This is a genomic window from Cellulosimicrobium cellulans, assembly GCF_016921195.1.
In the GTDB taxonomy this organism is placed as follows: Bacteria; Actinomycetota; Actinomycetes; order Actinomycetales; family Cellulomonadaceae; genus Cellulosimicrobium; species Cellulosimicrobium cellulans_F.
Genome location: NZ_JAFGYF010000004.1, coordinates 203,465 through 224,356, shown reverse-complemented (window position 1 = coordinate 224,356; position 20,892 = coordinate 203,465). Strand labels below are relative to the sequence as shown.

Annotated in this window: 19 protein-coding genes and 1 pseudogene; 8 read left to right on the top strand and 12 right to left on the bottom strand. The window is 74.3% G+C overall.

Going from position 1 to position 20,892, the window contains the following annotated elements:
• Positions 1 to 29 precede the first annotated feature (29 nt).
• Positions 30 to 4,721 carry an ATP-dependent RNA helicase HrpA gene (gene hrpA, locus JN535_RS11090; RefSeq protein WP_205205613.1) on the bottom strand — a complete coding sequence of 1,564 codons (4,692 nt, stop codon included), beginning with the start codon at positions 4,719 to 4,721 and terminating at the stop codon, positions 30 to 32.
• Positions 4,722 to 4,754: 33 nt separating this feature from the next.
• Between hrpA and JN535_RS11085 the strand changes: the two genes are divergently transcribed.
• Both JN535_RS11085 and JN535_RS11080 read left to right on the top strand, forming a co-directional pair.
• Positions 4,755 to 4,961: a FitA-like ribbon-helix-helix domain-containing protein gene (locus tag JN535_RS11085; protein ID WP_374100499.1), complete on the top strand. Its 207-nt coding sequence runs from the start codon at positions 4,755 to 4,757 to the stop codon at positions 4,959 to 4,961.
• Positions 4,958 to 5,383 carry a type II toxin-antitoxin system VapC family toxin gene (locus tag JN535_RS11080; protein WP_205205611.1) on the top strand — a complete coding sequence of 142 codons (426 nt, stop codon included), beginning with the start codon at positions 4,958 to 4,960 and terminating at the stop codon, positions 5,381 to 5,383. The genes JN535_RS11085 and JN535_RS11080 overlap by 4 nt, the downstream gene beginning before the upstream one ends.
• A 10-nt stretch (positions 5,384 to 5,393) precedes the next feature.
• Here the strand turns inward: JN535_RS11080 and JN535_RS11075 are convergent, their stop codons facing one another.
• Complete coding sequence (locus JN535_RS11075) at positions 5,394 to 5,957, bottom strand: GNAT family N-acetyltransferase (RefSeq protein WP_205205610.1); 564 nt, start codon at positions 5,955 to 5,957, stop codon at positions 5,394 to 5,396.
• 74 nt (positions 5,958 to 6,031) lie between these two features.
• Positions 6,032 to 6,982: a helix-turn-helix transcriptional regulator gene (locus JN535_RS11070; RefSeq protein ID WP_205205609.1), complete on the bottom strand. Its 951-nt coding sequence runs from the start codon at positions 6,980 to 6,982 to the stop codon at positions 6,032 to 6,034.
• Positions 6,983 to 7,113: 131 nt separating this feature from the next.
• Here JN535_RS11070 and JN535_RS11065 point away from each other — a divergent pair, with 131 nt between their 5' ends.
• From JN535_RS11065 to JN535_RS11055, 3 genes are all read left to right on the top strand, one after another.
• On the top strand, positions 7,114 to 8,232 hold the full coding sequence (locus JN535_RS11065; RefSeq protein ID WP_205205608.1) for an epoxide hydrolase family protein: 1,119 nt from the start codon (positions 7,114 to 7,116) through the stop codon (positions 8,230 to 8,232).
• 105 nt (positions 8,233 to 8,337) lie between these two features.
• On the top strand, positions 8,338 to 9,249 hold the full coding sequence (locus tag JN535_RS11060; protein WP_205205607.1) for a siderophore-interacting protein: 912 nt from the start codon (positions 8,338 to 8,340) through the stop codon (positions 9,247 to 9,249).
• Between the two features lie 66 nt (positions 9,250 to 9,315).
• A complete protein-coding gene (locus JN535_RS11055) occupies positions 9,316 to 10,368 on the top strand; it encodes an NAD-dependent epimerase/dehydratase family protein (RefSeq protein ID WP_205205606.1) in 1,053 nt (350 codons plus the stop codon).
• 15 nt (positions 10,369 to 10,383) lie between these two features.
• Here the strand turns inward: JN535_RS11055 and JN535_RS11050 are convergent, their stop codons facing one another.
• From JN535_RS11050 to JN535_RS11015, 8 genes are all read right to left on the bottom strand, one after another.
• Positions 10,384 to 11,469: an LLM class flavin-dependent oxidoreductase gene (locus JN535_RS11050; protein WP_205205605.1), complete on the bottom strand. Its 1,086-nt coding sequence runs from the start codon at positions 11,467 to 11,469 to the stop codon at positions 10,384 to 10,386.
• Between the two features lie 202 nt (positions 11,470 to 11,671).
• Positions 11,672 to 11,974 (bottom strand): hypothetical protein, encoded by a 303-nt coding sequence (locus JN535_RS11045; protein ID WP_205205604.1) that lies wholly within the window; start codon positions 11,972 to 11,974, stop codon positions 11,672 to 11,674.
• Positions 11,975 to 12,138: 164 nt separating this feature from the next.
• Positions 12,139 to 13,785: a bifunctional phosphatase PAP2/diacylglycerol kinase family protein gene (locus JN535_RS11040; RefSeq protein WP_205205603.1), complete on the bottom strand. Its 1,647-nt coding sequence runs from the start codon at positions 13,783 to 13,785 to the stop codon at positions 12,139 to 12,141.
• A gap of 139 nt (positions 13,786 to 13,924) precedes the next feature.
• Positions 13,925 to 14,425 carry a hypothetical protein gene (locus JN535_RS11035; protein ID WP_205205602.1) on the bottom strand — a complete coding sequence of 167 codons (501 nt, stop codon included), beginning with the start codon at positions 14,423 to 14,425 and terminating at the stop codon, positions 13,925 to 13,927.
• Positions 14,426 to 14,549: 124 nt separating this feature from the next.
• Complete coding sequence (locus JN535_RS11030) at positions 14,550 to 15,434, bottom strand: metal ABC transporter permease (RefSeq protein ID WP_307868587.1); 885 nt, start codon at positions 15,432 to 15,434, stop codon at positions 14,550 to 14,552.
• Complete coding sequence (locus JN535_RS11025) at positions 15,431 to 16,195, bottom strand: metal ABC transporter ATP-binding protein (RefSeq protein ID WP_307868586.1); 765 nt, start codon at positions 16,193 to 16,195, stop codon at positions 15,431 to 15,433. The genes JN535_RS11030 and JN535_RS11025 overlap by 4 nt, the downstream gene beginning before the upstream one ends.
• Positions 16,192 to 17,169 (bottom strand): metal ABC transporter substrate-binding protein, encoded by a 978-nt coding sequence (locus JN535_RS11020; RefSeq protein ID WP_205205601.1) that lies wholly within the window; start codon positions 17,167 to 17,169, stop codon positions 16,192 to 16,194. The genes JN535_RS11025 and JN535_RS11020 overlap by 4 nt, the downstream gene beginning before the upstream one ends.
• A gap of 496 nt (positions 17,170 to 17,665) precedes the next feature.
• Positions 17,666 to 18,490 carry an IclR family transcriptional regulator gene (locus JN535_RS11015; protein ID WP_205205600.1) on the bottom strand — a complete coding sequence of 275 codons (825 nt, stop codon included), beginning with the start codon at positions 18,488 to 18,490 and terminating at the stop codon, positions 17,666 to 17,668.
• On the opposite strand from JN535_RS11015, the pseudogene JN535_RS20785 reads away from it, so the two are divergent.
• Both JN535_RS20785 and JN535_RS11005 read left to right on the top strand, forming a co-directional pair.
• Positions 18,489 to 18,875: pseudogene (locus JN535_RS20785) on the top strand (helix-turn-helix transcriptional regulator); the annotation flags it as partial. The gene JN535_RS11015 and the pseudogene JN535_RS20785 overlap by 2 nt on opposite strands.
• 220 nt (positions 18,876 to 19,095) lie before the next feature.
• Positions 19,096 to 19,506, top strand: a complete 411-nt coding sequence (locus JN535_RS11005; protein ID WP_205205598.1) for a VOC family protein — start codon at positions 19,096 to 19,098, stop codon at positions 19,504 to 19,506.
• A gap of 33 nt (positions 19,507 to 19,539) precedes the next feature.
• Here JN535_RS11005 and JN535_RS11000 read toward each other — a convergent pair whose 3' ends face one another.
• On the bottom strand, positions 19,540 to 20,460 hold the full coding sequence (locus tag JN535_RS11000; protein WP_205205597.1) for a LysR family transcriptional regulator: 921 nt from the start codon (positions 20,458 to 20,460) through the stop codon (positions 19,540 to 19,542).
• 132 nt (positions 20,461 to 20,592) lie between these two features.
• Here JN535_RS11000 and JN535_RS10995 point away from each other — a divergent pair, with 132 nt between their 5' ends.
• Positions 20,593 to 20,883 (top strand): hypothetical protein, encoded by a 291-nt coding sequence (locus tag JN535_RS10995; protein ID WP_205205596.1) that lies wholly within the window; start codon positions 20,593 to 20,595, stop codon positions 20,881 to 20,883.
• Positions 20,884 to 20,892 lie beyond the last annotated feature (9 nt).

Here is a 20,892-nt window from a genome sequence, read left to right as displayed (position 1 = left end):
GCGGCGCCCACGCCGTGCGCCGCCCCGTGTCACCAGCCGTCAGGCGTGAGGAGCTTGCGGATGCGCTTCTCGCTCACCGGCCCGTCGGTCCCGAGCTGCTGCGCGAACAGCGAGACGCGCAGCTCCTCGATCAGCCACCTGACCTCGGCGAGGTCCGCGGCGCGGACCGGGTCGGCCGGGCCCTGGGCGTAGGCGGCGCGGGCGCGCTGGTACGCCTCCTCGACGTCGTGCACGCGCCACGCGAGCTCGGCGTCGCGGTTCGGGTTCCCCTGCGCCTTCTCCAGCCGGTACGACGCCGCCCGGAGGTAGCGCGTCAGGTGCGGCAGGCGTCGGGGCGGGGTCTGGGAGACGAAGCCGTCGTGGATCAGGCCCGCGGCCTGGTCGCGCAGGTCGGTGAGGGTGTTGAGCAGCGCGAGGCTGTTCGACGCGCGGATCTCCGCGTCGAGGTTCCGCGACGCCGTGAGCGCCGCGACCACGTGCCCGACGACCTGGTGCACCTGGTCCTCCAGGTGCGTCCGCACGAACGCCCGCGCCGCCGCGTAGGCGTCGGCGTCGCGGATCGCCGCGACGTCCGGCTGCGTGCCGTACTGCCCGCTGCCTCCGCTCGTCAGCGCGACCACCGCGGTGAGCTGGAGGTCCGCGACGAGCGCGTCCGTGTTCCGGTACGGGCTGGCCGCCATCGTGAGCGACTGCGTCCCGTTCCACCGGCTCGTGATGCGCCCGGTCTGGAGCGCCGTCTCGGACAGCAGCAGGCGCCGCACGCCCCGCGCGTGCTCGCGCGCCTGCGCGTTCGCGTCGGCCAGCACGCGCAGCGCGACGACCGGCTCGCCCTTCGCGTCCTGCTCCTCGACGACCGCCGGGTACCCCCGCACGACGACCCCACCTCCGAGGTCCGTCGACACCGCCGCGGGTAGCCGCCCGTCGGTGAGGTCGTCGGGCCAGGTGGTCAGGTTGGTGCGTTCGCCGACGAGCGTGGCCGTGGTGGGGTCCGCGGGCGGCGCGTCGCCTCGCCGTGGCGAACCGGACGCCGAGGGCGACCCTGCGCTGTCCTGCGCCGTGCCCCGTCCGCGGCGTGTCGGCGAGCCGGACGCGGAGGCGGGGGAGGGGGCGTCGGATGCGAAGGGCGTGGCGGGCCTGGCGGGAGCGCCGTGAGGAACGAGCGGCGCGGATGGCAGCCCGAGCACCGACGCCCCCTCCGCCGCCGGACCCGACCCAGAGACCGACGCACCCGACCCCGACGCCGCCTCGCGGAGAGCAGCGCCCACCGCGCCCTTGACCGCTGCCCGCACCGCCGCCTGGTTCTGGGTGGCGAGGCGGCGCTGGAGCGCGAGGAGGTCCTTCGACTCGTCGAGGACGACGGACCCGCCCCGGCCGCGCGGGTCCTCGACGCGGAACGTCATGCGCAGGTGCGCGGGCAGGCGCGCCTCCTGCTCGGGGCCCCACGCGTCGTCGGGGATGACGACGTCGCGCAGCGCCCGGACGGCGCGCGTGAACGCGACGTGGAACGGCTCGGCCATGTCCCCCGCGCGGGCCATGTCCTCCCAGGCGGGCGTGTGCTCGCGGAGCCAGGCGACGACGTCGCGCGCGACGTCCGGCGCGGGCACGAGCTGGACGCGGACCGGCTTGGGCAGCGAGCGGATCGTCGCGGTGGCGAGCTCGTCGAGCAGGCCCGGCACCATCCAGTCGAACCCGTCGGGGACGACGCGGTTGAGGACGGAGATCGGGACGTGCACGGTGACGCCGTCGGCCTCGGTCCCGGGCTGGAACTGGTAGGTGAGCGGGAGCGTGAGCTCGCCCTGGGGCCAGGTCTCGGGGAACTGCGAGGTGTCGATCTGCTCGGCGTCGGGCACGAGCTGCTCGAGCGTGAAGGTGAGCAGGTCGGGGTCGCGGCGCCGCGCCGTCTTCCACCAGCGGTCGAAGTGCGCGGCGGACACGACGTCGTCGGGCACGCGCTCGTCGTAGAAGTCGAACAGCACGTCGTCGTCGACGACGAGCCCGCGCTGGCGCGAGCGCGCCTCGAGCTCCTCGGCCTCCTCGAGGAGCTTGCGGTTGTCGTGGAAGAACCGGTGGTGCGTCGTCCACTCGCCCTGCACGAGCGCGTGGCGCACGAACATCTCGCGCGCGGCCTCGGGGTCGACCTTCGCGTAGAGGACCTTGCGGTCGGCGACGATCGGCACGCCGTACAGCAGCACCTTCTCGGTCGCGATCGCCGCGCCGCGCTTGGTCGACCAGTGCGGCTCGGAGTACGTGCGCCGCGCGAGGTCGCCCGCGAGGTCCTCGGCCCACTCGGGCTGGATCCGGGCGACGTCGCGCGCCCACAGCCGCGACGTCTCCACGAGCTCGCCCGCCATGATCCACGCCGGCGGCTTCTTGCTCAGCGGCGAGCCGGGGAAGATCGCGAACCGCGCACCCCGCGCGCCGGTGTACTCGTTGCGGGCCTGCTTCTGCGCGCGCCGCAGCGCCTTGGCCCGGGCCTCGCCCTTGAGGTGCGCGACCGACGACGCCTTCACGTCGCCCGTGTCCTGCATCCCGATCTGCGACAGCAGCCCGGACAGCAGCGCCTTGTGGATCGTGTCGCCGTCCCAGACGCGCTTGTACGCCTGGCTCTCGGGAGCCGTGGTCGGGTCCGCCGCGGGTGAGCCCGACGCCCCCTCCGCCGCCGATCCGGAGCCGGATCGACCGGCGCGCGGCGCGTACGACATGTCGATGCCGAGGGGCTTGGACATCTCGCGGAGCTGGGCGACGACGTCCTGCCACTCGCGGATGCGCAGGAAGTTCAGGTACTCGGCCTTGCACAGGCGGCGGAAGGCCGAGGAGGAGAGCTCGTGCTGCTGCTCGCGGACGTACTCCCAGACGTTGAGGTAGGTGAGGAAGTCGGAGTGCGGGTCGGTGAAGCGCGCGTGCGCCTGGTCGGCCTGCGCGCGGACCTCGGCGGGGCGCTCGCGCGGGTCCTGGATCGACATGACGGCGGCGATGATCGCGACCTCGCGCGCGACGCCGAGCCTCGAGCCCTCCCAGATCATGCGGGCGAGGCGCGGGTCCATGGGGAGCTGCGCGAGCACGCGCCCGACCTCGGTGAGGCGCGTGACGCCGTCGGACGTGGCGAGGGCGCCGAGCTCGGTGAGGAGCTGGACGCCGTCGCGCACGGCACGCGTGTCCGGGGGCTCGACGAACGGGAAGCGCGCGACCTCGTCGGGGGTCTCGACGACGCCCACGGAGATCATCTGGAGCAGCACGGACGCGAGCGACGTGCGCAGGATCTCCGGCTCGGTGAACTCAGGCCGGGAGAGGAAGTCGTCCTCGGAGTAGAGGCGCACCGCGATGCCGTCGGCGACGCGCCCGGAGCGGCCGGAGCGCTGGTTCGCGCTCGCCTGCGAGACGGGCTCGATGGGCAGGCGCTGGACCTTGGTCGCCTTGGAGTAGCGCGAGATGCGGGCCGTGCCCGGGTCGACGACGTAGTGGATGCCCGGCACGGTGAGCGACGTCTCGGCCACGTTCGTCGCGAGAACGATGCGCCGCGAGGAGTGCGCCTGGAACACGCGGTGCTGCTCGGCCGACGACAGCCGCGCGTACAGCGGCAGGATCTCGACGCGCTGCGGGTGCTTCGGGTCGGTGACGCGGTCCTTGAGGTGACCGGTGAGCGCGTCGGCGGCGTCGTGGATCTCGCGCTCGCCGGAGAGGAACACGAGGATGTCGCCCGGCCCCTCGCGCATGAGCTCGTCGCACGCGTCGACGATGCCGGTCACGAGGTCCTTCTCCTCGGCACCGGCGCGCCCCTTCGCCTTCGTGCCGGTGCCGGCGCCGGGGTCCACGTCCGGGGAGAGCGGCCGGTACCGGATCTCGACCGGGTAGGTGCGGCCGGACACCTCGACGACGGGCGCGGCGTCGGGCAGCGCGTCGACCACGTAGTCCGGGGCGCCGCCGAGCGACGCGAGGTGCGCGGGGGAGAAGTGCTGCGCGAACCGCTCGGAGTCGATCGTCGCCGACGTGATGACGAGCTTGAGGTCGGGGCGACGCGGCAGGAGCCGCGCGAGGTAGCCGAGCAGGAAGTCGATGTTGAGCGACCGCTCGTGCGCCTCGTCGACGATGATCGTGTCGTACGCGAGCAGCTCGGGGTCGCGCTGGATCTGCGCGAGCAGGATGCCGTCGGTCATGACCTTGACGAGCGTGTCCTCGCTGGAGGTGTCGGTGAACCGCACCTGGTACCCCACGACGCCGCCCAGCTCCGTGCCGAGCTCCTCCGCGATGCGCTCCGCGACCGTGCGCGCGGCGATGCGGCGGGGCTGCGTGTGCCCGACCTGACCCTTGCGGCCACGGCCGAGCTCGAGCGCGATCTTGGGGAGCTGCGTCGTCTTCCCGGACCCCGTCTCGCCCGCGACGATGACGACCTGGTGGTCGCGGATCGCGGCGGCGATGTCCGCGCGTCGCGCGCTGACGGGGAGCTGCTCGGGGTACGTGATCGGCGGGACCGTCACGGTCTCGCGCGCCTGCGCGGCCCGCTCGAGCTGCGCGCGGCTCACCTGGCGCGGGCCCGACCGCGTCCGCTCCCCCCGGCTGCGTCGCGTCGGCGCCGCGTTCGTCGGGGTGCTCGACGTCGGGCGGTCGCCTCGCCTGCGCCGGTTCCCGCGGCGCCCGCGACCCTCGCGCGGGGTGCCCTCGGCGGCGCCGTCCCGCTGGGGAGGGCGCGCGTCAGGCTGGTTCGCTGCGGGCTCGGTACTCACGACGGTCCATTCTCTCAACCCGCTGCAACTTCATTGCTCGCCGTCGAGCACGGGCGGTCCATGGAGGCGGAGGTGCGCGAGATCCTGGCCGCTGCCGTCCGCTCTCCGAGCGGGGTCGAGCGCGGTCTCGGGACCTGGATCGCCGAGACCTTCGCCGGGATCGGTGGGGCCGAGGCGGACGTGTTCGACGTGCGCCGTGACGATCGCCCTCGGGTGGTCGACCTCAGCGACCCGACGTGATCGTCCTCGACACGAACGTCGTCTCGGAGCTCACGAGAACGTCCCCGGAGCGCTCGGTGGTGCGATGGCTCGACGGCCTGTCGCCGCTGGACGTCTGGCTCACGTCGATCACGATCGCGGAGATGTCGTACGGCATCGCCCGGTTGATGGCCGGTCGTCGCCGCGACGAGCTCGTCGTGCGCGTCGAGACCGTTCTCGACGGTCTCGGCGGTCAGGTGCTGTCGTTCGACCAGGAGGCCGCGCACGCGTTCGGCGCAGTCATGGCCGGACGAGACCGCGCCGGGCAACCCATCGGTACCGCGGATGCGCAGATCGCCGCGATCTGTCGCGTGCACGACGCGACGCTCGCGACGCGCGACGTCCGCGATTTCGTCGGCACCGGCGTGGCCGTCGTCGACCCGTGGGACTCGGCGTCTTCCTGACCCTGCACGCTCAGCCGAGCGCGCGGCGCATCACGACGCGCGGCACGCCGCCGCTCACGCCGGTGGTCGGGGCCGCACGCACGAACCCCGCCTTCTCGAACAGTGCGACGGTGCCGACGTACCCGGAGACGACGTCGACGCGTTCGCCGCCCGCGTCGACGGGGTAGCCCTCGACAGCCGGCGCGCCGTGCGCGGCGGCGTGCTCGACGGCGCCCGCGAGCAGGTCGTGCATCAGCCCACGACGCCGGTACCCGGCCCGAACCACGAAGCACACCGCGCTCCAGGCGTCGAGGTCGTCGACGAACGGGATGGTCCGGGCGTTCATCAGGCGCCGGTAGGTGCTGCGCGGCGCCACCGAGCACCAGCCCGCGACCTCGCCGTCGACGTACGCGAGCACGCCCGGCCCGGGGTCGGTCGCGCACAGGTCGGCCATGAATGCCGGGCGCTCCTCGGCGCTGACCCGGCTGTCGCGGTAGGACATGCACCAGCACCCGCGCACGCCGGCCTTCCGCGGCCCGACCACGGTGGCGAAGTCGTCGAAGCGCCCGACGGCGGAGCGCACCTCCACGTCCATCCCACCCACGCTAGGCGCGCCCACCCACGCGGGCGAGCGCCGCCGTCGGGCATCGTGCGGGCGGCGCAGGCGGGTCAGGCGGGGGTCGCGCGGGCGTACCGGGTTGCCAGGGTGCGCACGTGCTCGACGAGAGCCTGCGGCGCCGTCACGTGAAAGTCGAGGCCGAGCATCCCGACCCACACCGCGACGACCTCGACGCTGTCGCCGCCGGTGACGAGGACGCAGCGGTCATCATCGAGCGGCTCGACCGTGCCGACCGTCGGGTTGATGCGCCGCAGCACCTCCTCGGCGGGCGCGTCGACGACGATCCGGGCGTGCACGGCCCACCCGGTGCGCGCGACCTCCCGCACGACGAACTCGGTCATGTCGCCCGGGAAGTCGACGGGCGCGAACCGCCGCCCGCCCGGCACGCGCAGCACGAGCCAGTCGACCCGGTAGGGAGCCCACGCACCGGTCGCCGGGTCGCGCGCCACGAGGAACCAGCGGCGCTGCCACGCCACGAGGCGGTACGGCTCGAGCTCGACCGGAGCGTCGCGGTAGAAGCAGCGCAATCCCTGGTGGTCGCGCACGGCGTCGGCCAGTGCGGTCAGCGTGTCCGGGTCGACGACCGGGTCCTCGACGTTCGAGTCCGTGTTCGCGGGGCCGGCGGCGCTCGCGGACCGGAGCGCGGCGAGCCGACGGCGCAGGCGGTCGGGCATGACCTGCTCCAGCTTCGCGAGCGCGGACGCTCCGGACTCCTCGAACCCTGCCGTCCCGGTCGCCGCCTGGAGCCCGACGGCGACCGCGACGGCCTCGGCGTCGTCGAGCAGGAGCGGGGGCAGCCGGGCGCCTGCGCCGAGCCGGTACCGTCCGCCCGGGCCGCGCACGGCGTCGACGGGGTAGCCGAGCTCGCGCAGACGCGCGACGTCGTTGCGGACCGTGCGGTCGCTGACGTCCAGGCGCTCGGCGAGCTCGGCGCCAGACCAGTCCGGGCGCGACTGGAGCAGGCCGAGGAGCGCGAGCATGCGGGCCGAGGTGGAGGCCACGAGGTCCCTCCGAGGCATTGCCGGAAGAAAGGTCGAAACCTAGCCAGGATAGCGGAAGAAACCGTTCCTGAACCCTCCGTAACGTCGGTCTCAGAGCAGGGCACGAGGCCCGCTCCGACCGAGGAGGCATCATGAGCAGCACGACCCTCGAGCACCGCCCGTTCTCCGTGGCCGTCCCCCAGGCCGACCTGCGCGAGCGACTCGAGCGGACCCGCTTCGCGCCGGCCGCGCCCGGCGACTCCTGGGACTACGGGACGCCCGAGTCCTACCTGCGTGACATGGTCGGGCGCTGGACGTCGTTCGACTGGCGCGCGGTCGAGGACCGGGTCAACGCCTACCCGGGCTTCCGCACCGAGATCGACGGCCAGCCGATCCACTACCTGCACGTCCGCTCGCAGCACGAGGACGCGACTCCGCTCCTGCTCGCGCACACCTACCCGGGGTCGATCCTCGACTTCCTCGACATGATCGACCCGCTCGTCGATCCCGTCGCGCACGGCGGCCGGCCCGAGGACGCGTTCCACGTCGTCGTCCCGTCCATGCCGGGCTTCGGGTTCTCCACGCCCGTCGTCGGCGACACGGACTGGACGATGGCGCGCGTCGCCCGCGCGTACGACACGCTCATGCGCGACCTCGGCTACGCGTCCTACGGGATCCACGGGAGCGACGGCGGCGCGATGGTCTCGCGCGAGCTCGCGATCCTCGACCCCGAGGGCTTCCTCGGGGCCCACGTGCTCCAGCTCTTCTCCTTCCCGTCCGGCGCGCCGGGCGAGATGGACGGCTTCGGGGAGAAGGAGTTCGCGGCGCTCGGTCACCTCCAGTGGTTCCAGTCGGTCGGCGCGTACAACACGATGAACGCGTCCCGGCCGCAGACGATGGCGGCCGGCCTCGCCGACTCGCCCGTCGCCGTCCTCGCCTACCACGAGCTGTTCGAGAGCTTCGGCAACGGGACGAGCCTCGTGAGCGCCGACCAGGTGCTCGCGCAGGCGACGCTCTACTGGCTGACCAACTCGTACGCGACCGCGGCGCGCTACCACTACGCGGAGCAGCGCGCGGGCGCCGAGCCGGTCGTGAGCCAGGGCCGGATCGGCGTGGCCGTCTTCGCCGACGACTTCCAGACGATCCGCGCCTTCGCGGAGCGCGACAACGCCCGGATCGAGCACTGGTCCGAGTTCCCGCGCGGCGGCCACTACGCGTCGCTCGAGGTCCCGCTCGACGTCGTGGCCGACCTCCGGGAGTTCTTCTCCTGACTCGCACGCTCGGCGAGGCCGGGGTGACGCGTCCTCGACCACGACGTTGCTGTCGTCGTCGGCCGGATGACGACAGCAACGTCGTGCTCGGCGCAGAATGGGGCCGTGTTCGACCGACCCGTCACCCGCCTCGAGCCCGTCCCGCGCCGCGTCCGCGTGCACCGCGTCGAGGAGACGTCCGGCGCGCTGCGGCGCATCACGTTCCGTGACGCCGCCCCGGTCGGGGACGACGACGGGCGGGCGGCCGGGCCGGGTGCCGACGGCTCGGGCGGGACCTCGCTCGCGACGCTGCGCGCCCCGGGCCCGGACGACCACGTCAAGGTCTTCCTGCCCGACCCGGCGACCGGCGTCCTGCACGCCCCGACGCTCACGGCCGACGGCGCGCTCCAGCGCCCGACCGGCGTCGTGTCGATCTCGCGCGAGCTGACGGTCCGGGCGACGCGGGTCGTCGACGGGGTCGCCGAGGTGGACGTCGACTGGGTGCTGCACGGCGGCTCCGACCCGGGCGCGCCGCCCACCGGGGAGGGTGGCCCGGCGTCCTCCTGGGCTGTGGGCGCCGAGACCGGCGACGAGGTCGTCTTCGCCGGTCCGACGACGAGCCGGGGAGTGCCCGACGGCGTCGCCCGCCTGCTGCTCGTCGGGGACGAGGCCGGTCTGCCCGCGCTCGCCCGGTGGGTGGACGCCGTCGGGGCGGACGTGCCGGTCACGGCGATCGTCGAGATCGGCGACGACGTGGACGAGTCGTTCGTCGAGGACGAGCTCGGCCGCGCGGCGGTCGAGATCCTCTACCGCACCGACGGGCCGGGTCAGCTCGCGGAGGCGGTGCGCGCGCTCGGCCCGCTCGACTCCGGCGAGTACGTGTTCGGTGCCGGCGAGGCGACCGACCTCGCGCAGGTGCGCCGCGACCTGCGGCGGACCGGGGCGCGCGCGGACCAGGTCGAGCTGCGCGGCTACTGGCGTCGCGGCGTCGTCAACCTCGAGCCCGAGGCGCCGCTGGATCCCACCGACCCCGACTGAGCGCGCGTCGTCTGCCGGAGGCGTAAACCGGCTGCGGGTGACCCCGCGTCAGGGGAGAGTGAAGCCATGACGCGACTCCTGGTCCTCGGCGGCTCCGACTTCGTGGGGCGCGCCGTCGTCGACGACGCCCTCGCCCGTGGGTGGGACGTCACGGTCCTCAACCGGGGCAGCACCCCCGTTCCCGACGGCGTCCGGCAGCTCGTCGGGGACCGCACCCGGCCGGACGGCCTCGACGCGTTGCACGCCGACGACGTCCCGCAGAAGTGGGACGTCGTGGTGGACACGTGGTCGTGGGCACCCGTCGCGGTGCGCGACGCGGCGCGCACGCTCGCGGGCCGGCTCCCCGGCGACAACCGGTACGTCTACGTGTCGTCGCGCTCGGTCTACCCGTTCCCGACGCCCCGCGGCGCCGACGAGTCCGCTCCGCTCGTGGACGGCGACCCGGACGACACGACCTCCGACGACTACGCGCGCGCCAAGCGGGGCGCGGAGATCGCCGCGGTGGACGCGCTCGGGGACCGGGCCGTCCTGCTGCGTGCCGGGCTGATCCTCGGACCGCGCGAGAACGTCGGCCGCCTGCCGTGGTGGCTCCGGCGCGTCGCGCAGGGCGGGCCGGTGCTCGCACCCGGACCGGCGGGCCTGCCGCTGCAGTACGTCGACGCGCGCGACCTCGCGGCGTTCGCGCTCGACGCGGCGCTCGCGGGCGCGTCGGGGCCGGTCGACGTGGTCAGCGCCCCGGGCCACACGACCATGGGCGAGCTGCTCGCGGCGTGCGTCTCCGTGACGGCCGACGACGCGGCGGCGGCCGGCAACCCGCCCGCCGAGCTCGTGTGGGTCGAGCCGGAGGTCGTGCTCGCCGCGGGGATCGAGCCGTGGAGCCAGCTCCCGGTCTGGCTCCCGCCGGGCGAGCTGCACGACGCGCTCCACGGCTCCGACACCTCGCACGCCTTAGCCCTCGGGCTCCGTCCCCGGGACGTGCGTGAGACCGTGCGTGACACCTGGGCGTGGTTGCGCGCGCTCGACGCCGCGGGCGAGGCGACGCCGCGGCGCGCGGACCGCCCCGCCGTCGGGCTCCCGCCGGACCTCGAGGCCGCCGCGCTCCACGCTGCCGGGCGCTGAACCGAGGGGGCGCGGTCAGGCCTCCGCGAGGAGCTCGCGCACGCGCGGGATGACCTGCGTGCCGTAGAGCTCGATGCTGCGGAGCATGGCCGAGTGGGGGAGCGTGCCGGTCGAGTACTTGAGGTCGAACCGGCCGGCCCCGAGGAGCCGCACCGTGCGGGCGATCTTGCGCGCGACCGTCTCGGGCGAGCCGACGTAGAGCGACCCGTCGCGCACGTCGTGCGCGAAGCGACCGCGGTGGTACGCGGGCCAGCCGCGCTCGCGGCCGATGCGGTTGTTCATCGCCGCGAAGTGCTCGTAGACCTCCTCCTGCGCCTGCTCGTCCGTGTCGGCGACGTGGCCGGGCGAGTGGACGCCGACCGGCAGCACCGGGTTGCCGAGCTCCTCGACGGCGCGGTGGTACAGGTCCACGTACGGGCGGAAGCGCTCCGGCTCGCCGCCGATGATCGCGAGCATGAGGCCGAGGCCGTGCCGCGCGGTCCGGACCACCGACTCGGGCGACCCGCCCACGCCGACCCACGTGCGGAGCCGACCGCTCTCCGTCTTGGGCCAGACCTCCTGGTCGGTGAGGCCCGCGCGGGTCGTGCCCGACCACGTGACCGGTCCCTCGTCGAGCAGGTGGACGAACAGGTCGAGCTTCTCCTCGAACAGCACCTCGTAGTCGGCGAGGTCGTACCCGAAGAGCGGGAACGACTCGATGAACGACCCGCGCCCGAGGATGACCTCCGCGCGCCCGCCGGACAGCGCGTCGAGCGTCGAGAACCGCTCGAACACGCGCACCGGGTCGTCCGAGCTGAGCACGGTCACCGCGGACCCGAGCCGGATGCGCGACGTCCGCGTCGCGATCCCGGCGAGCACGACCTCCGGCGCGCTGATCGCGAAGTCCGCGCGGTGGTGCTCGCCGACGCCGAAGAAGTCGACGCCGACCTGGTCCGCGAGGACCGCCTCCTCGACGACGTCACGGATCGTGCGCGCCCCGCTGAGCAGCGCGCCGTCCGGGCCGGCGGTCACGTCGCCGAAGGTGTCGAGTCCGAGCTCGACGGCGGCGGGGTCGGCCGGGGTGCGCTCGGGTGCGGTCGGGGAGGTCGTGTCGTCGGTCATCGTCTGCTCCTGCGGTCGGTCGACCGTCGGCGGACCGGTGCTCTCACCGGCGGCGCGGTCGTGCGCCGTCTCAACCGTGCCCGGCCGGTCCTTCTTCCGCGACCCGTCCGGGCCGCGTCACACGGCCGGGGCACGACGACGGCCGCCGCCCCGGGCGGGGCGACGGCCGTGGCGTGCGGCGCCGGCTGACGGCGCGGTGGTGTCAGTAGGTCGACGTCAGCTCGCCGCTCGAGATGAGCGCGGCGATCGCGACGAAGTAGATGATCCCGACGATGACACCGAGCACCGTGAAGATGATGCTGAGGATGAGGCCCCACTTGGCGAGCTGGTTGTCGAAGCCCGCCTCCTTGCTCTTCTTGCGAGCGATCGCGCTGACGACGATGCCCGCGACCGAGACGACGAACGCGAGCACGAAGCCCACGATGCCCAGGGTCTTGCCCGGGTCCTCGATCGGGGCGGCGTAGCCGGCGGGGGCCTGGGGGGCGGCGGGGTACTGCTGGGCCATGGTTGTTCTGCTTTCTGGGTGGGCCGTCGAGGCCGGGTTCTGAGGAGGCGCGGACGGGCCCGCGCGACTGCGGGCCTCATTGTGGGCCATACCGCGTGTGTCTGAACAGGGGGAGTTCTCCCCGATGTCCGTGAAAAGCGGACGAAACGGACGAGATAGACGGCCTATCCCGCGGCAGGGTCGTTCGGGGCGTACAACCGCACGGCACCGTGCCGCATCGTGAGGCGGACGGTGACCGGCCCGCCCCTCCCGGCCCCGTCGAGCGCGAGCGTCTCACCGTCGTGCGCGAGCACCACGGGCGGCGACGCGGCGGCCCCGGCCGAGTCCCCGCCGTCGGGCACGGACGCCCCCGGCCCGACCACCGCGCCCCGGGCGGGGAACCGGAGCTCGAGCGTCGGGACGACCGTCGCGTCGACGACCAGATGGCTCCGGACGCCGGGTACCCGTCGTGCCACCCGCGTCCCCGTGTCGCCCGCGGCCACCTCGAGGAACGTGCGGAGCCGGCTCGCGCGCCGCTCGGCGCGCGCCGTGCGGACGTCGAGCACGCCGTCGTCGAGGCGGTGGCGCTCGACGGGAGCGAGGCTCTGCGGGTAGTAGCGGTTGACGCCGGCGAACAGCGACCAGTACTCGCCCTCGTGGCCCTCCACCGCCATCCGCACGCGGTGGGCCCGCCGCAGCACGCGTGCCGCGGCGAGCACCGCTGCCGGCCACTTGCCGAGGCGGTGCTCGTGCTTCTCGCGCTCCGTGACGAGCTCCGGGTAGACCCCGGCGGAGAACGTGTTGAGCACGGTCCGTGGCGGTCCGTCGTGCCCGTCGACCTCGAGGTCCGCGACGTCGATCGTCACCCCCGAGCCGGTGCGGACCGCGGCGGCCGTCGCGGTCATCGACGTGAGGTCGGCGGCACGCGCGAAGTGGTTGAGCGTGCCGCCCGGGAAGACCGCGAGCGGGAGGTCGTGCGCGCGGGCGGCCGCGGCAGCCGTGGCGACGGTGCCGTCGCCGCCGCTGATGCCGAGCGCCCGGGCGCCGCGTGCGGCGGCCTCGTCGAAGAGTCGCCGGAGGTCGTCGCCCTCGCCGAGCACGTGCACGTCCGCACGCGGCAGGTTCGCGCGCAGCGCGGCGAGAGGGTCCTCCTTGAGCAGGCGGCCCGACCCGGCGGCGGGGTTGACGACGACGAAGAGGCCCAGGCCGTCGTCGAGCGCCGGGACGACGGCGGGCGGGCCGGCAGGTACGTCGGGGCCGTGCTCGGCCCGGCCGGGGACGAGCACACGCCCGACGAGCGCGACCCCCGCCCCGAGCACGGCGCCCGCGGCGACGTCGGAGAACCAGTGCGAGCCGGTGTGGAGCCGCGAGTACATCACCGCGCCGGCGAGCGGGGCGAGCGCGAGGCCGAGCGACGGCCATTCGATCGCGACGCCCGTGACGAACGCCGCCGCCGACGCCGAGTGACCCGACGGGAACGACGGCGACGTCGGCGGGTCGGCCAGGCGGCGCCACAGGGGGAGCGGCTCCAGCGACGGTCGCTCGCCGCCGAACGCGGTCTTGCCGACGACGTTCGCGAGGACGCTCGACGCGAGCAGCGAGCCGTAGCCGCGCAGCGCCGCCTCGCGCCCGCGCCGGCCGGTCGCCGCGATGCCCAGCGCCGTCCCCGCCCACAGCACGCTGCGGTCGGCCGCGGTCGACAGGCGCGAGAGCGCGGAGTCCGCGAGGGGTCCCAGAGTGCGACGGTTGGTCCAGTCGTTCACCGCACGATCGAGCCGGGCGACGCCGGGGAACGCCTCGTGCGGCTTGACGACCCCGGTGACGCGCGGCATCCCGCCATCGTAGGAAGCACCGCGACGGACCGCGCGGCGGCGGTCGTGCACCGCGAGATCGCCCTCTCCGTCACGAGATCGACCCAGCGAGGGTCGATCGGGACCGTACCGGTCGATCGTGCGACGACGGAGGGGCGGGTCAGACCCCGGCGCGGCTCGTCTCGCCGCGGAGCACGTCGATGTGGGCCTGCAGCCGCTCCAGCGTGACGGCGACGCCCTCGCCCGCGTCGTGCGCGAGGTCGGTCACGTGCCGGAGCTGCGCGGACGCCGCGTCGAGGGCGACCTGGGCGTCGGCCAGCGCGACGGCGGCCCGGCCGTCGGCGGCCTCGTCGTCGTCGGCCGCGCGGTCGAGCGCGGAGCGGGCCTCGTCCGTCGCGGCCTGGACCGACTCCACGGCGTCGAGCACGTCGTTGCGGAGCACGGGGTGCAGGGCGGGCAGCTGGGCGTGCACGCGGTCGAGGTCGTTGCCGATGGTCTCCGTCTGGACCTGGGCGTCGGCGATGAGCTGCTGGACCTCGGCGGCGCTCGCCGTCGAGCACATCGGGAGCATCATGGACAGCGCGAGCAGGCTCGCCGCGGCGAACCGGGCGGACGTGCGCGTGCGCTGCGGCGTCGTGGGCTCGCTCGTCCTCGCTGACATGGCACCCAGTCTCCCGGTCGAACCTGAGAAGAGCCAGGGAATCGTGGGCGAATTCATGGAGATTTCGCACACAGCGCACGCGGGGGTCACGTCGCCCGACACCCGGAACCGGCGCGGCGGTGGGTCAGACACGGACGAGGCGGCGGCGTCGGGCCGCGGCCAGGCGGCTCCCGATCAGTCCGTGGCGCGGGCTGAGCAGGTAGGCGAGCGCGAACGCGACGCCCAGCGCGACGACGACCGTGCCGCCCGACGCGGTGTCGAGGTAGTAGCTGACGTAGATGCCCACGACCCCGCACACCGCCGCGACGAGCGGCGAGATCCACAGCATGCGGGAGAACCGGTCGGTGAGCAGGTAGGCCGTCGCGCCGGGCGTGATGAGCAGCGCGACCACGAGCACGACGCCGACCGCCTGGAGCGCGACGACGACCGTCAGCGCGAGCAGACCGAGGAGCAGCGCACCGAGCCGTCGGGGCGAGAGGCCGATCGCGTGGGCGTGCGTCGGGTCGAACGCGTAGAGCGTGAGGTCACGCCGCTTGAGCACGACGACCGCGAGCGTCACCGCGCCCAGCGCCAACACCTGGAGCAGGTCCGCGCGCGACACCCCGAGCAGGTTGCCGAACAGGATGTGGTTGAGGTCCGTCTGGCTCGGCGTCACGGAGATGAGGACGAGGCCGAGCGCGAAGAGCGTCGTGAACACGACCCCGATCGCCGCGTCCTCCTTCGCGCGGCTCGTGTCCCGGACCGCGCCGATGAGCAGGACGGCGAGCAGCCCGAACACGAGGGCCCCGAGCGCGAACGGCGCACCGACCACGTACGCGAGCACGACGCCGGGCAGCACGGCGTGCGAGACGGCGTCGCCCATGAGCGACCACCCGACGAGCACGAGCCAGCACGACAGCACCCCGCACACGATCCCCGCGGTGACCGTGACCGCGAGAGCGGTGCGCAGGAACTCGAACGACAACGGCTCGAGGAGCCGTTCGAGGAGCAAGGAGAGGAGGTCGGTCACGGAGCCACCTCCACGCCGAACGCGAGCGCGAGGTTCTCGGGCCGCAGGACCTCGGCGGGCGTCGAGTGCAGCAGGACGCGCTGCTGGAGCAGCACCGCCTCGTCCGCGAGGGCGGGCAGCGCGTGCAGGTCGTGGGTCGAGACGAGGACGGTCGCGCCGTCGGCCGCGAGCTCGCGCAGCAGCGCGGTGATCGTGGCCTCCGTGCGCTTGTCGACGCCCGCGAACGGCTCGTCGAGCAGGAGGATCGTCGCGCCCTGCGCGAGCCCGCGCGCGACGAACGCGCGCTTGCGCTGACCGCCCGAGAGCGCGCCGATCTGCCGGTCCGCGAGGTCGGTGAGCTCGACGCGCGCGAGCGCGTGCTCGACCGCCTCCCGGTCGGCGGGCCGGGTGCGCCGCGTGAACCCCTGGTAGCCGTAGCGACCGGTCATGACGACGTCGCGCACGCTCAGCGGGAACGCCCAGTCGACGTCCTCGCTCTGCGGCACGTACCCCACGGCCTGGGCGCGACGCGCGCGTGCCGGGGGTGCGCCGTCGACCAGGACCGTCCCGCGGTCGGGACGGACCATGCCCATGACCGCCTTGAACAGCGTCGACTTGCCCGAGCCGTTCATGCCGACGAGCCCGCACACGGTCCCCGGCCCGTGCGCCGAGCCCAGGGCGAGGGTCGCGCCGTCGAGGGCGAGCACGTCGCCGTAGTGGACGGTGAGGTCGCGCACGTCGATCGCGGGCACGGCCGACGGCGTCCGCTCGCCCGCGCTCACGCGTCGCCCCCCGCCGTCGTCCCGGCGAGGCCCGCAGCGATGGTCTCCGCGTCGTGCCGCAAGAGGTCGAGGTACGTCGGCACCGGGCCGCCGGCCTCGGACAGCGAGTCGACGTAGAGCGTGCCGCCGAACGCCGCCCCGGACTCGTGGGCCACCTGCCGCATCGCCTTGTCCGAGACGGTGGACTCGCAGAACACGGCCGGCACGTCGTGCTCCTCGACGAACTCGATCGCGCCGACCACGGACTGCGGGGTCGCCTGCTGCTCCGCGTTGACCGCCCACAGGTACTGCTCGGCGAGGCCCGCGTCGCGCGCGAGGTAGGAGAACGCGCCCTCGCACGTCACGAGCGCGCGGTGGCTCTCGGGTAGCGCGTCGAGCGCGTCGGTCAGCTCGTCGTGCACGGCCGCGAGCTCGGCCGAGTAGGCCGCGGCGTTCGCCGCGTAGTCGTCGGCGTGCGCGGGGTCGAGCTCGGCGAACGCGTCGGCCATGTTCTGCACGTAGACCTGCCCGTTCACCGGCGACATCCACGCGTGCGGGTTGTCCTTGCCCTGGTACTCCTCGGCGGTGTCGTCGCCGAGCGCGATCGGGTCGACGCCCTCGCTGACGACGACGTGCGGCACGTCCAGCCCGTCGACGAACCGGCCGAACCACGCCTCGAGCCCCATGCCGTTGTCGAGGATCAGGTCCGCGTCCGCCGCCTTGCGGACGTCGCCCGGGGTCGGCTCGTACCCGTGGATCTCCGCGCCGACCTTGGTGATCGACTCGACGCGCAGGTGGTCGCCTCCCACGTTCCGCGCCATGTCCGCGAGCACGGTGAACGTCGTGAGCACCACGGGCCGGCCGTCGTCGACCGGCGTCTCGCCGCCCGCGTCGGTCCCGGCGGAGCACCCGGCGAGCGCGAGCGCAGCCGGCACCGCCACGGCGGCGGCCCGAGCGACCGCTCTTCCGGCACTCCGGGAGACAAAGTTCGGCATGCCGAAAAATCTAGTGCGCCTCACCGTCGCGCGCAACGGCTACCGCCACGGACGCCAGGCCCACCGAGGAACAACCCTGGCCGACCGAGCTAGAGCCGTGGTCGGCCGAGGTAGAGCCCCGGTCGCGCGAGGTAGAGCCATGGTCGGCCGAGGTAGAGCCATGGTCCGCCGAGGTAGAGCCGCGGTCAGACGAGGTAGAACCGTGTCTCGCGAGCCGGAACCTCGGTCCGGTGCCGGGCTGCGGTGGACGTTCGTCGTGGTGAGAACGCAGGAGTCGCCCGGGGCGAGTGGAGACCAGGGCGAGACGACGCCGGGCGGGGTGGGTGGTGGTGCCGCGTCGTGGTCGGGCCTGGCGGGAGCCGCGAGGAACGAGCGGCGGATGGTAGACGCGGCACCACCACCCACCCCGACCACCCCAGGCGACCACACGCCGTCGAGCACAAGAACCACGGCTCTACCTCGCGCAACCACGGCTCTATCTCGCGCAACCGGGGCTCTACCTCGGCCGACCAGGGTTCTCTCTCGCGAGACCAGGGTTCTCTCTCGCGAGACCAGGGTTCTCCCGCGCCCCGAGGCGGCGGCTGACCTCCGTCGCGGCGCGGCCGACGGCGGCGGCGAGCTCGGCACGGCGGGCAGGCGGTGCGTCGTCGGCCCAGAAGGTGAGGGCGATGCCGGCGACGGGGAGGCCGGTGTGGTCGACGGCCGCGTGGGCGACGGACGCGAGGCCGGGGGTGACCTCGCCGTCCTCCTCGGCCCAGCCGCGCCGTCGGACGCCGCGCAGGACGTCGCGCAGGGCGCCGAGGGACTGCGGCCCGACGCCGGTGCGGTCGGCGAACGCGGCGGTGTTCGGGAAGAGGGCGCGCACCTGGGCGGCGGGCAGACCGGCGAGGACGGCGCGCCCGCTCGCGGTGAGGTGGGCGGGGAGGCGGACGTCGACGTCGGTCACGAGCGTGGGGCGGCGCGGCGCGCGCTGCTCGACGAGGTAGAGGACCTCGCGCCCGTTGAGCACGGCGAGGTGCGCGCTCTCACCGGTCGTCTCGACGAGGCGCGCGACGACGGGCCGCGCGAGCCGGGCGAGGGGCGCCTGACGCGCGTACGCGGAGCCGAGGGCGAGCGACGCCGTCCCGAGCCCGTACCGGTGCTCCTCGGGGAGGTGGGTCACGAACCCCTCGTCCACGAGCACGGAGAGGAGGTGGTAGACGGTCGAGCGGGGGAGCCCGAGGCCCTGCGCGACGGCGGCCGCGGGCGACGGACCGGCCTGCGCGGCGAGGTAGGTGAGCACGCGGACGGCCTGGCGCGCGGCGGGGACGTCGCTCGGCATGGAGACCACGGTAGGCGCGTGGCACGATCGAGGCGTGACGACCCTGCCCGACGACCAGCGCCTGCGCGACCTCGCGCGGCTGCGGCGCGTGCGCGACCGGATCGACCGCGAGTACGCGCAGCCCCTCGACGTCGCGGCGCTCGCGGCCGGCGTGCACGTCTCCGCAGGGCACCTCAGCCGCGCGTTCCGGGCTGCGTACGGGGAGACGGTCTACGCGTATCTCATGACGCGGCGCATCGAGCGCGCGAAGGCGCTGCTGCGCCGCGGCGACCTGAGCGTGACGGAGGTGTGCTTCGCGGTGGGGTGCTCGTCGCTCGGTACGTTCAGCACGCGCTTCACCGAGCTCGTCGGCGTGCCGCCGAGCGTGTACCGGCGCCGCGCGACGGCGTCCGACGCCGGGTCCCCTGCGCCTGCGGAGTCCCGGACGGCCGCGGCGGCGGCCTCGGGCGGCACGGCGGCCGCCGGGCGGGCGCGTCCGGGCGGGACCAGCACGGACCCCGGTGCGGAGCGCCTGGACGGGATGCCGGCGTGCGTCGCGCGACGCGTCACGAGACCGGTCAGGAATCGAGAAGCGCGGGCGGGACGACGGTCCTAGCGTCGTTCCCATGAACCTCACCATCAACTCCAGCTTCCTGCCCCAGACCGACCCCGACGCGTCGCTCGCGTTCTACCGCGACGTCCTCGGCTTCGAGATCCGCAACGACGTCGGGTACGAGGGGATGCGATGGATCACCGTGGGCCCGGCCGACCAGCCGGACACGGCGATCGTGCTGCACCCGCCGGCCGCGACGCCGGGCCTCAGCGACGACGACAAGCGCGCGCTCCTGGAGATCGTCGCCAAGGGCGCGTACTTCGGGGTCAACCTCGCGACGACGGACGTCGACGAGACGTTCGCCCGGATCGAGGCCGCGGGCGCGGAGGTCGTGCAGGAGCTGATCGACCAGCCGTACGGCGTCCGCGACTGCGCGTTCCGCGACCCCGCGGGCAACGAGATCCGCATCCAGCAGCGCCGCTGAGCGCGCCGCGACGGACGGCCCGCGTCGGCCCGGTCAGCCCCGGCCCCGCGACCCGACGGTCTCGAGGTCGAGAGCGAGGGCGAGCGGACCGAGCTCCGCGGCGACCTGGGAGAACTCGGCGACGAGCGGGGGGATCGGCCCCGCGCGCCGGACGAGTCCCCACCGCAGCACGGGCCGCTCGTCGAGCGGCACGTAGGCGACGTCGGAGCGCTCGAGGTAGCGGATGCCCTGGGCGCACGCGACGGCGACGCCGTCGCCGGACATGACGCGCCACAGCACCTCCTCGCGCGTCGGGGTGGTGCCGCCGCGGTCGGGCTCGCTGCGGGGGACGGGGCTGACGGCGTCCTCCCAGTAGTCGGGGACGGGCAGCCCGGACGGGAGGACGTTCTCGTCAGCCAGCTCCGCGACGGACACCGACGAGCGCGTGGCCAGCGGGTGCGTGCGCCCGACGGCGAGCACGATCGGCTCGGTGAAGGTCACCGGGCCGACCGCGAGGTCCCTCTCCTCGACGGGCAGCCACAGGAGCGCGACGTCGACCTCGCCCTCCCGCAGGAGGCGGAAGGGCTCGTCGATGCGGACCTCGCGCATGCGCAGGTCGACGTGCGGGTTGCGGGCGCGGAACAGCGCGGTGACGGGAGCGAGCTCCTGCCACAGGGGTCCCATGACGCCGAACGTCAGGGTCTCCCGCGCGGCCCGTGCGGTGCTCGCGGCGGACTCGACGCCCTCGAGGATCCGGCGGTACCCCGCCTCGAGGTCGGCCCGGAGCTGCTCCCCGAGGGGCGTGAGCGTGACGCGCCGGCTGGTGCGCTCGAACAGGGGCGCGCCGATCCGGCGCTCCTGCTTGGCGATCGCCTGGCTCACCCGGGGCGGGGACACGTGCAGGCGCTCGGCGGTGCGCCCGAAGTGCAGCTCCTCGGCGAGCGTCAGGAAGATCTCGATGTCGCGCAGCTCCACCCGACGATCGTCGCGTTCGTTAACTCCGGGCGCAACCAGCGTTGCGGGATCGGCCGTTGTTCGCGCGACCGCACACCCCGAGCCTGGAGGGGCACGGCGAGAGGCGCCGGGCGGGATCGAGAGGAGACGACCATGGCCGTCGTCAGGACGCACCGGTACACGGTGGAGACGGGCCGGCTGGCCCAGATGCTCGAGCAGCGCAGCGCGCTGATCCAGGGGCTGCGCGCGGCGAACCCCGCGTTCACCGCGGCCACGCTCGTCCGGCTGGAGGACGGGACGTACCTCGACATCTGGCGGTGGGACTCGGCAGCCGCGATGCAGACGGCGGCGCAGGCCGCGCGCGACGTCCCGCTCGTCGGGGCGACGCTCGGCCTGACGACCGACCACGAGGCGCTCGACGGCGAGGTGCTGGACGAGCGGTGAGCAGCGCCG

Excerpts from the sequence above, each read along its gene's own strand:
- JN535_RS11075 (WP_205205610.1), bottom strand. The coding sequence starts at position 5,957 with ATGGACGTGGAGGTGCGCTCCGCCGTCGGGCGCTTCGACGACTTCGCC.
- JN535_RS11065 (WP_205205608.1), top strand. The coding sequence starts at position 7,114 with ATGAGCAGCACGACCCTCGAGCACCGCCCGTTCTCCGTGGCCGTCCCC.
- JN535_RS11055 (WP_205205606.1), top strand. The coding sequence starts at position 9,316 with ATGACGCGACTCCTGGTCCTCGGCGGCTCCGACTTCGTGGGGCGCGCC.
- JN535_RS11050 (WP_205205605.1), bottom strand. The coding sequence starts at position 11,469 with ATGACCGACGACACGACCTCCCCGACCGCACCCGAGCGCACCCCGGCC.
- JN535_RS11045 (WP_205205604.1), bottom strand. The coding sequence starts at position 11,974 with ATGGCCCAGCAGTACCCCGCCGCCCCCCAGGCCCCCGCCGGCTACGCC.
- JN535_RS11040 (WP_205205603.1), bottom strand. The coding sequence starts at position 13,785 with ATGCCGCGCGTCACCGGGGTCGTCAAGCCGCACGAGGCGTTCCCCGGC.
- JN535_RS11035 (WP_205205602.1), bottom strand. The coding sequence starts at position 14,425 with ATGTCAGCGAGGACGAGCGAGCCCACGACGCCGCAGCGCACGCGCACG.
- JN535_RS11020 (WP_205205601.1), bottom strand. The coding sequence starts at position 17,169 with ATGCCGAACTTTGTCTCCCGGAGTGCCGGAAGAGCGGTCGCTCGGGCC.
- JN535_RS11015 (WP_205205600.1), bottom strand. The coding sequence starts at position 18,490 with ATGCCGAGCGACGTCCCCGCCGCGCGCCAGGCCGTCCGCGTGCTCACC.
- JN535_RS11005 (WP_205205598.1), top strand. The coding sequence starts at position 19,096 with ATGAACCTCACCATCAACTCCAGCTTCCTGCCCCAGACCGACCCCGAC.
- JN535_RS10995 (WP_205205596.1), top strand. The coding sequence starts at position 20,593 with ATGGCCGTCGTCAGGACGCACCGGTACACGGTGGAGACGGGCCGGCTG.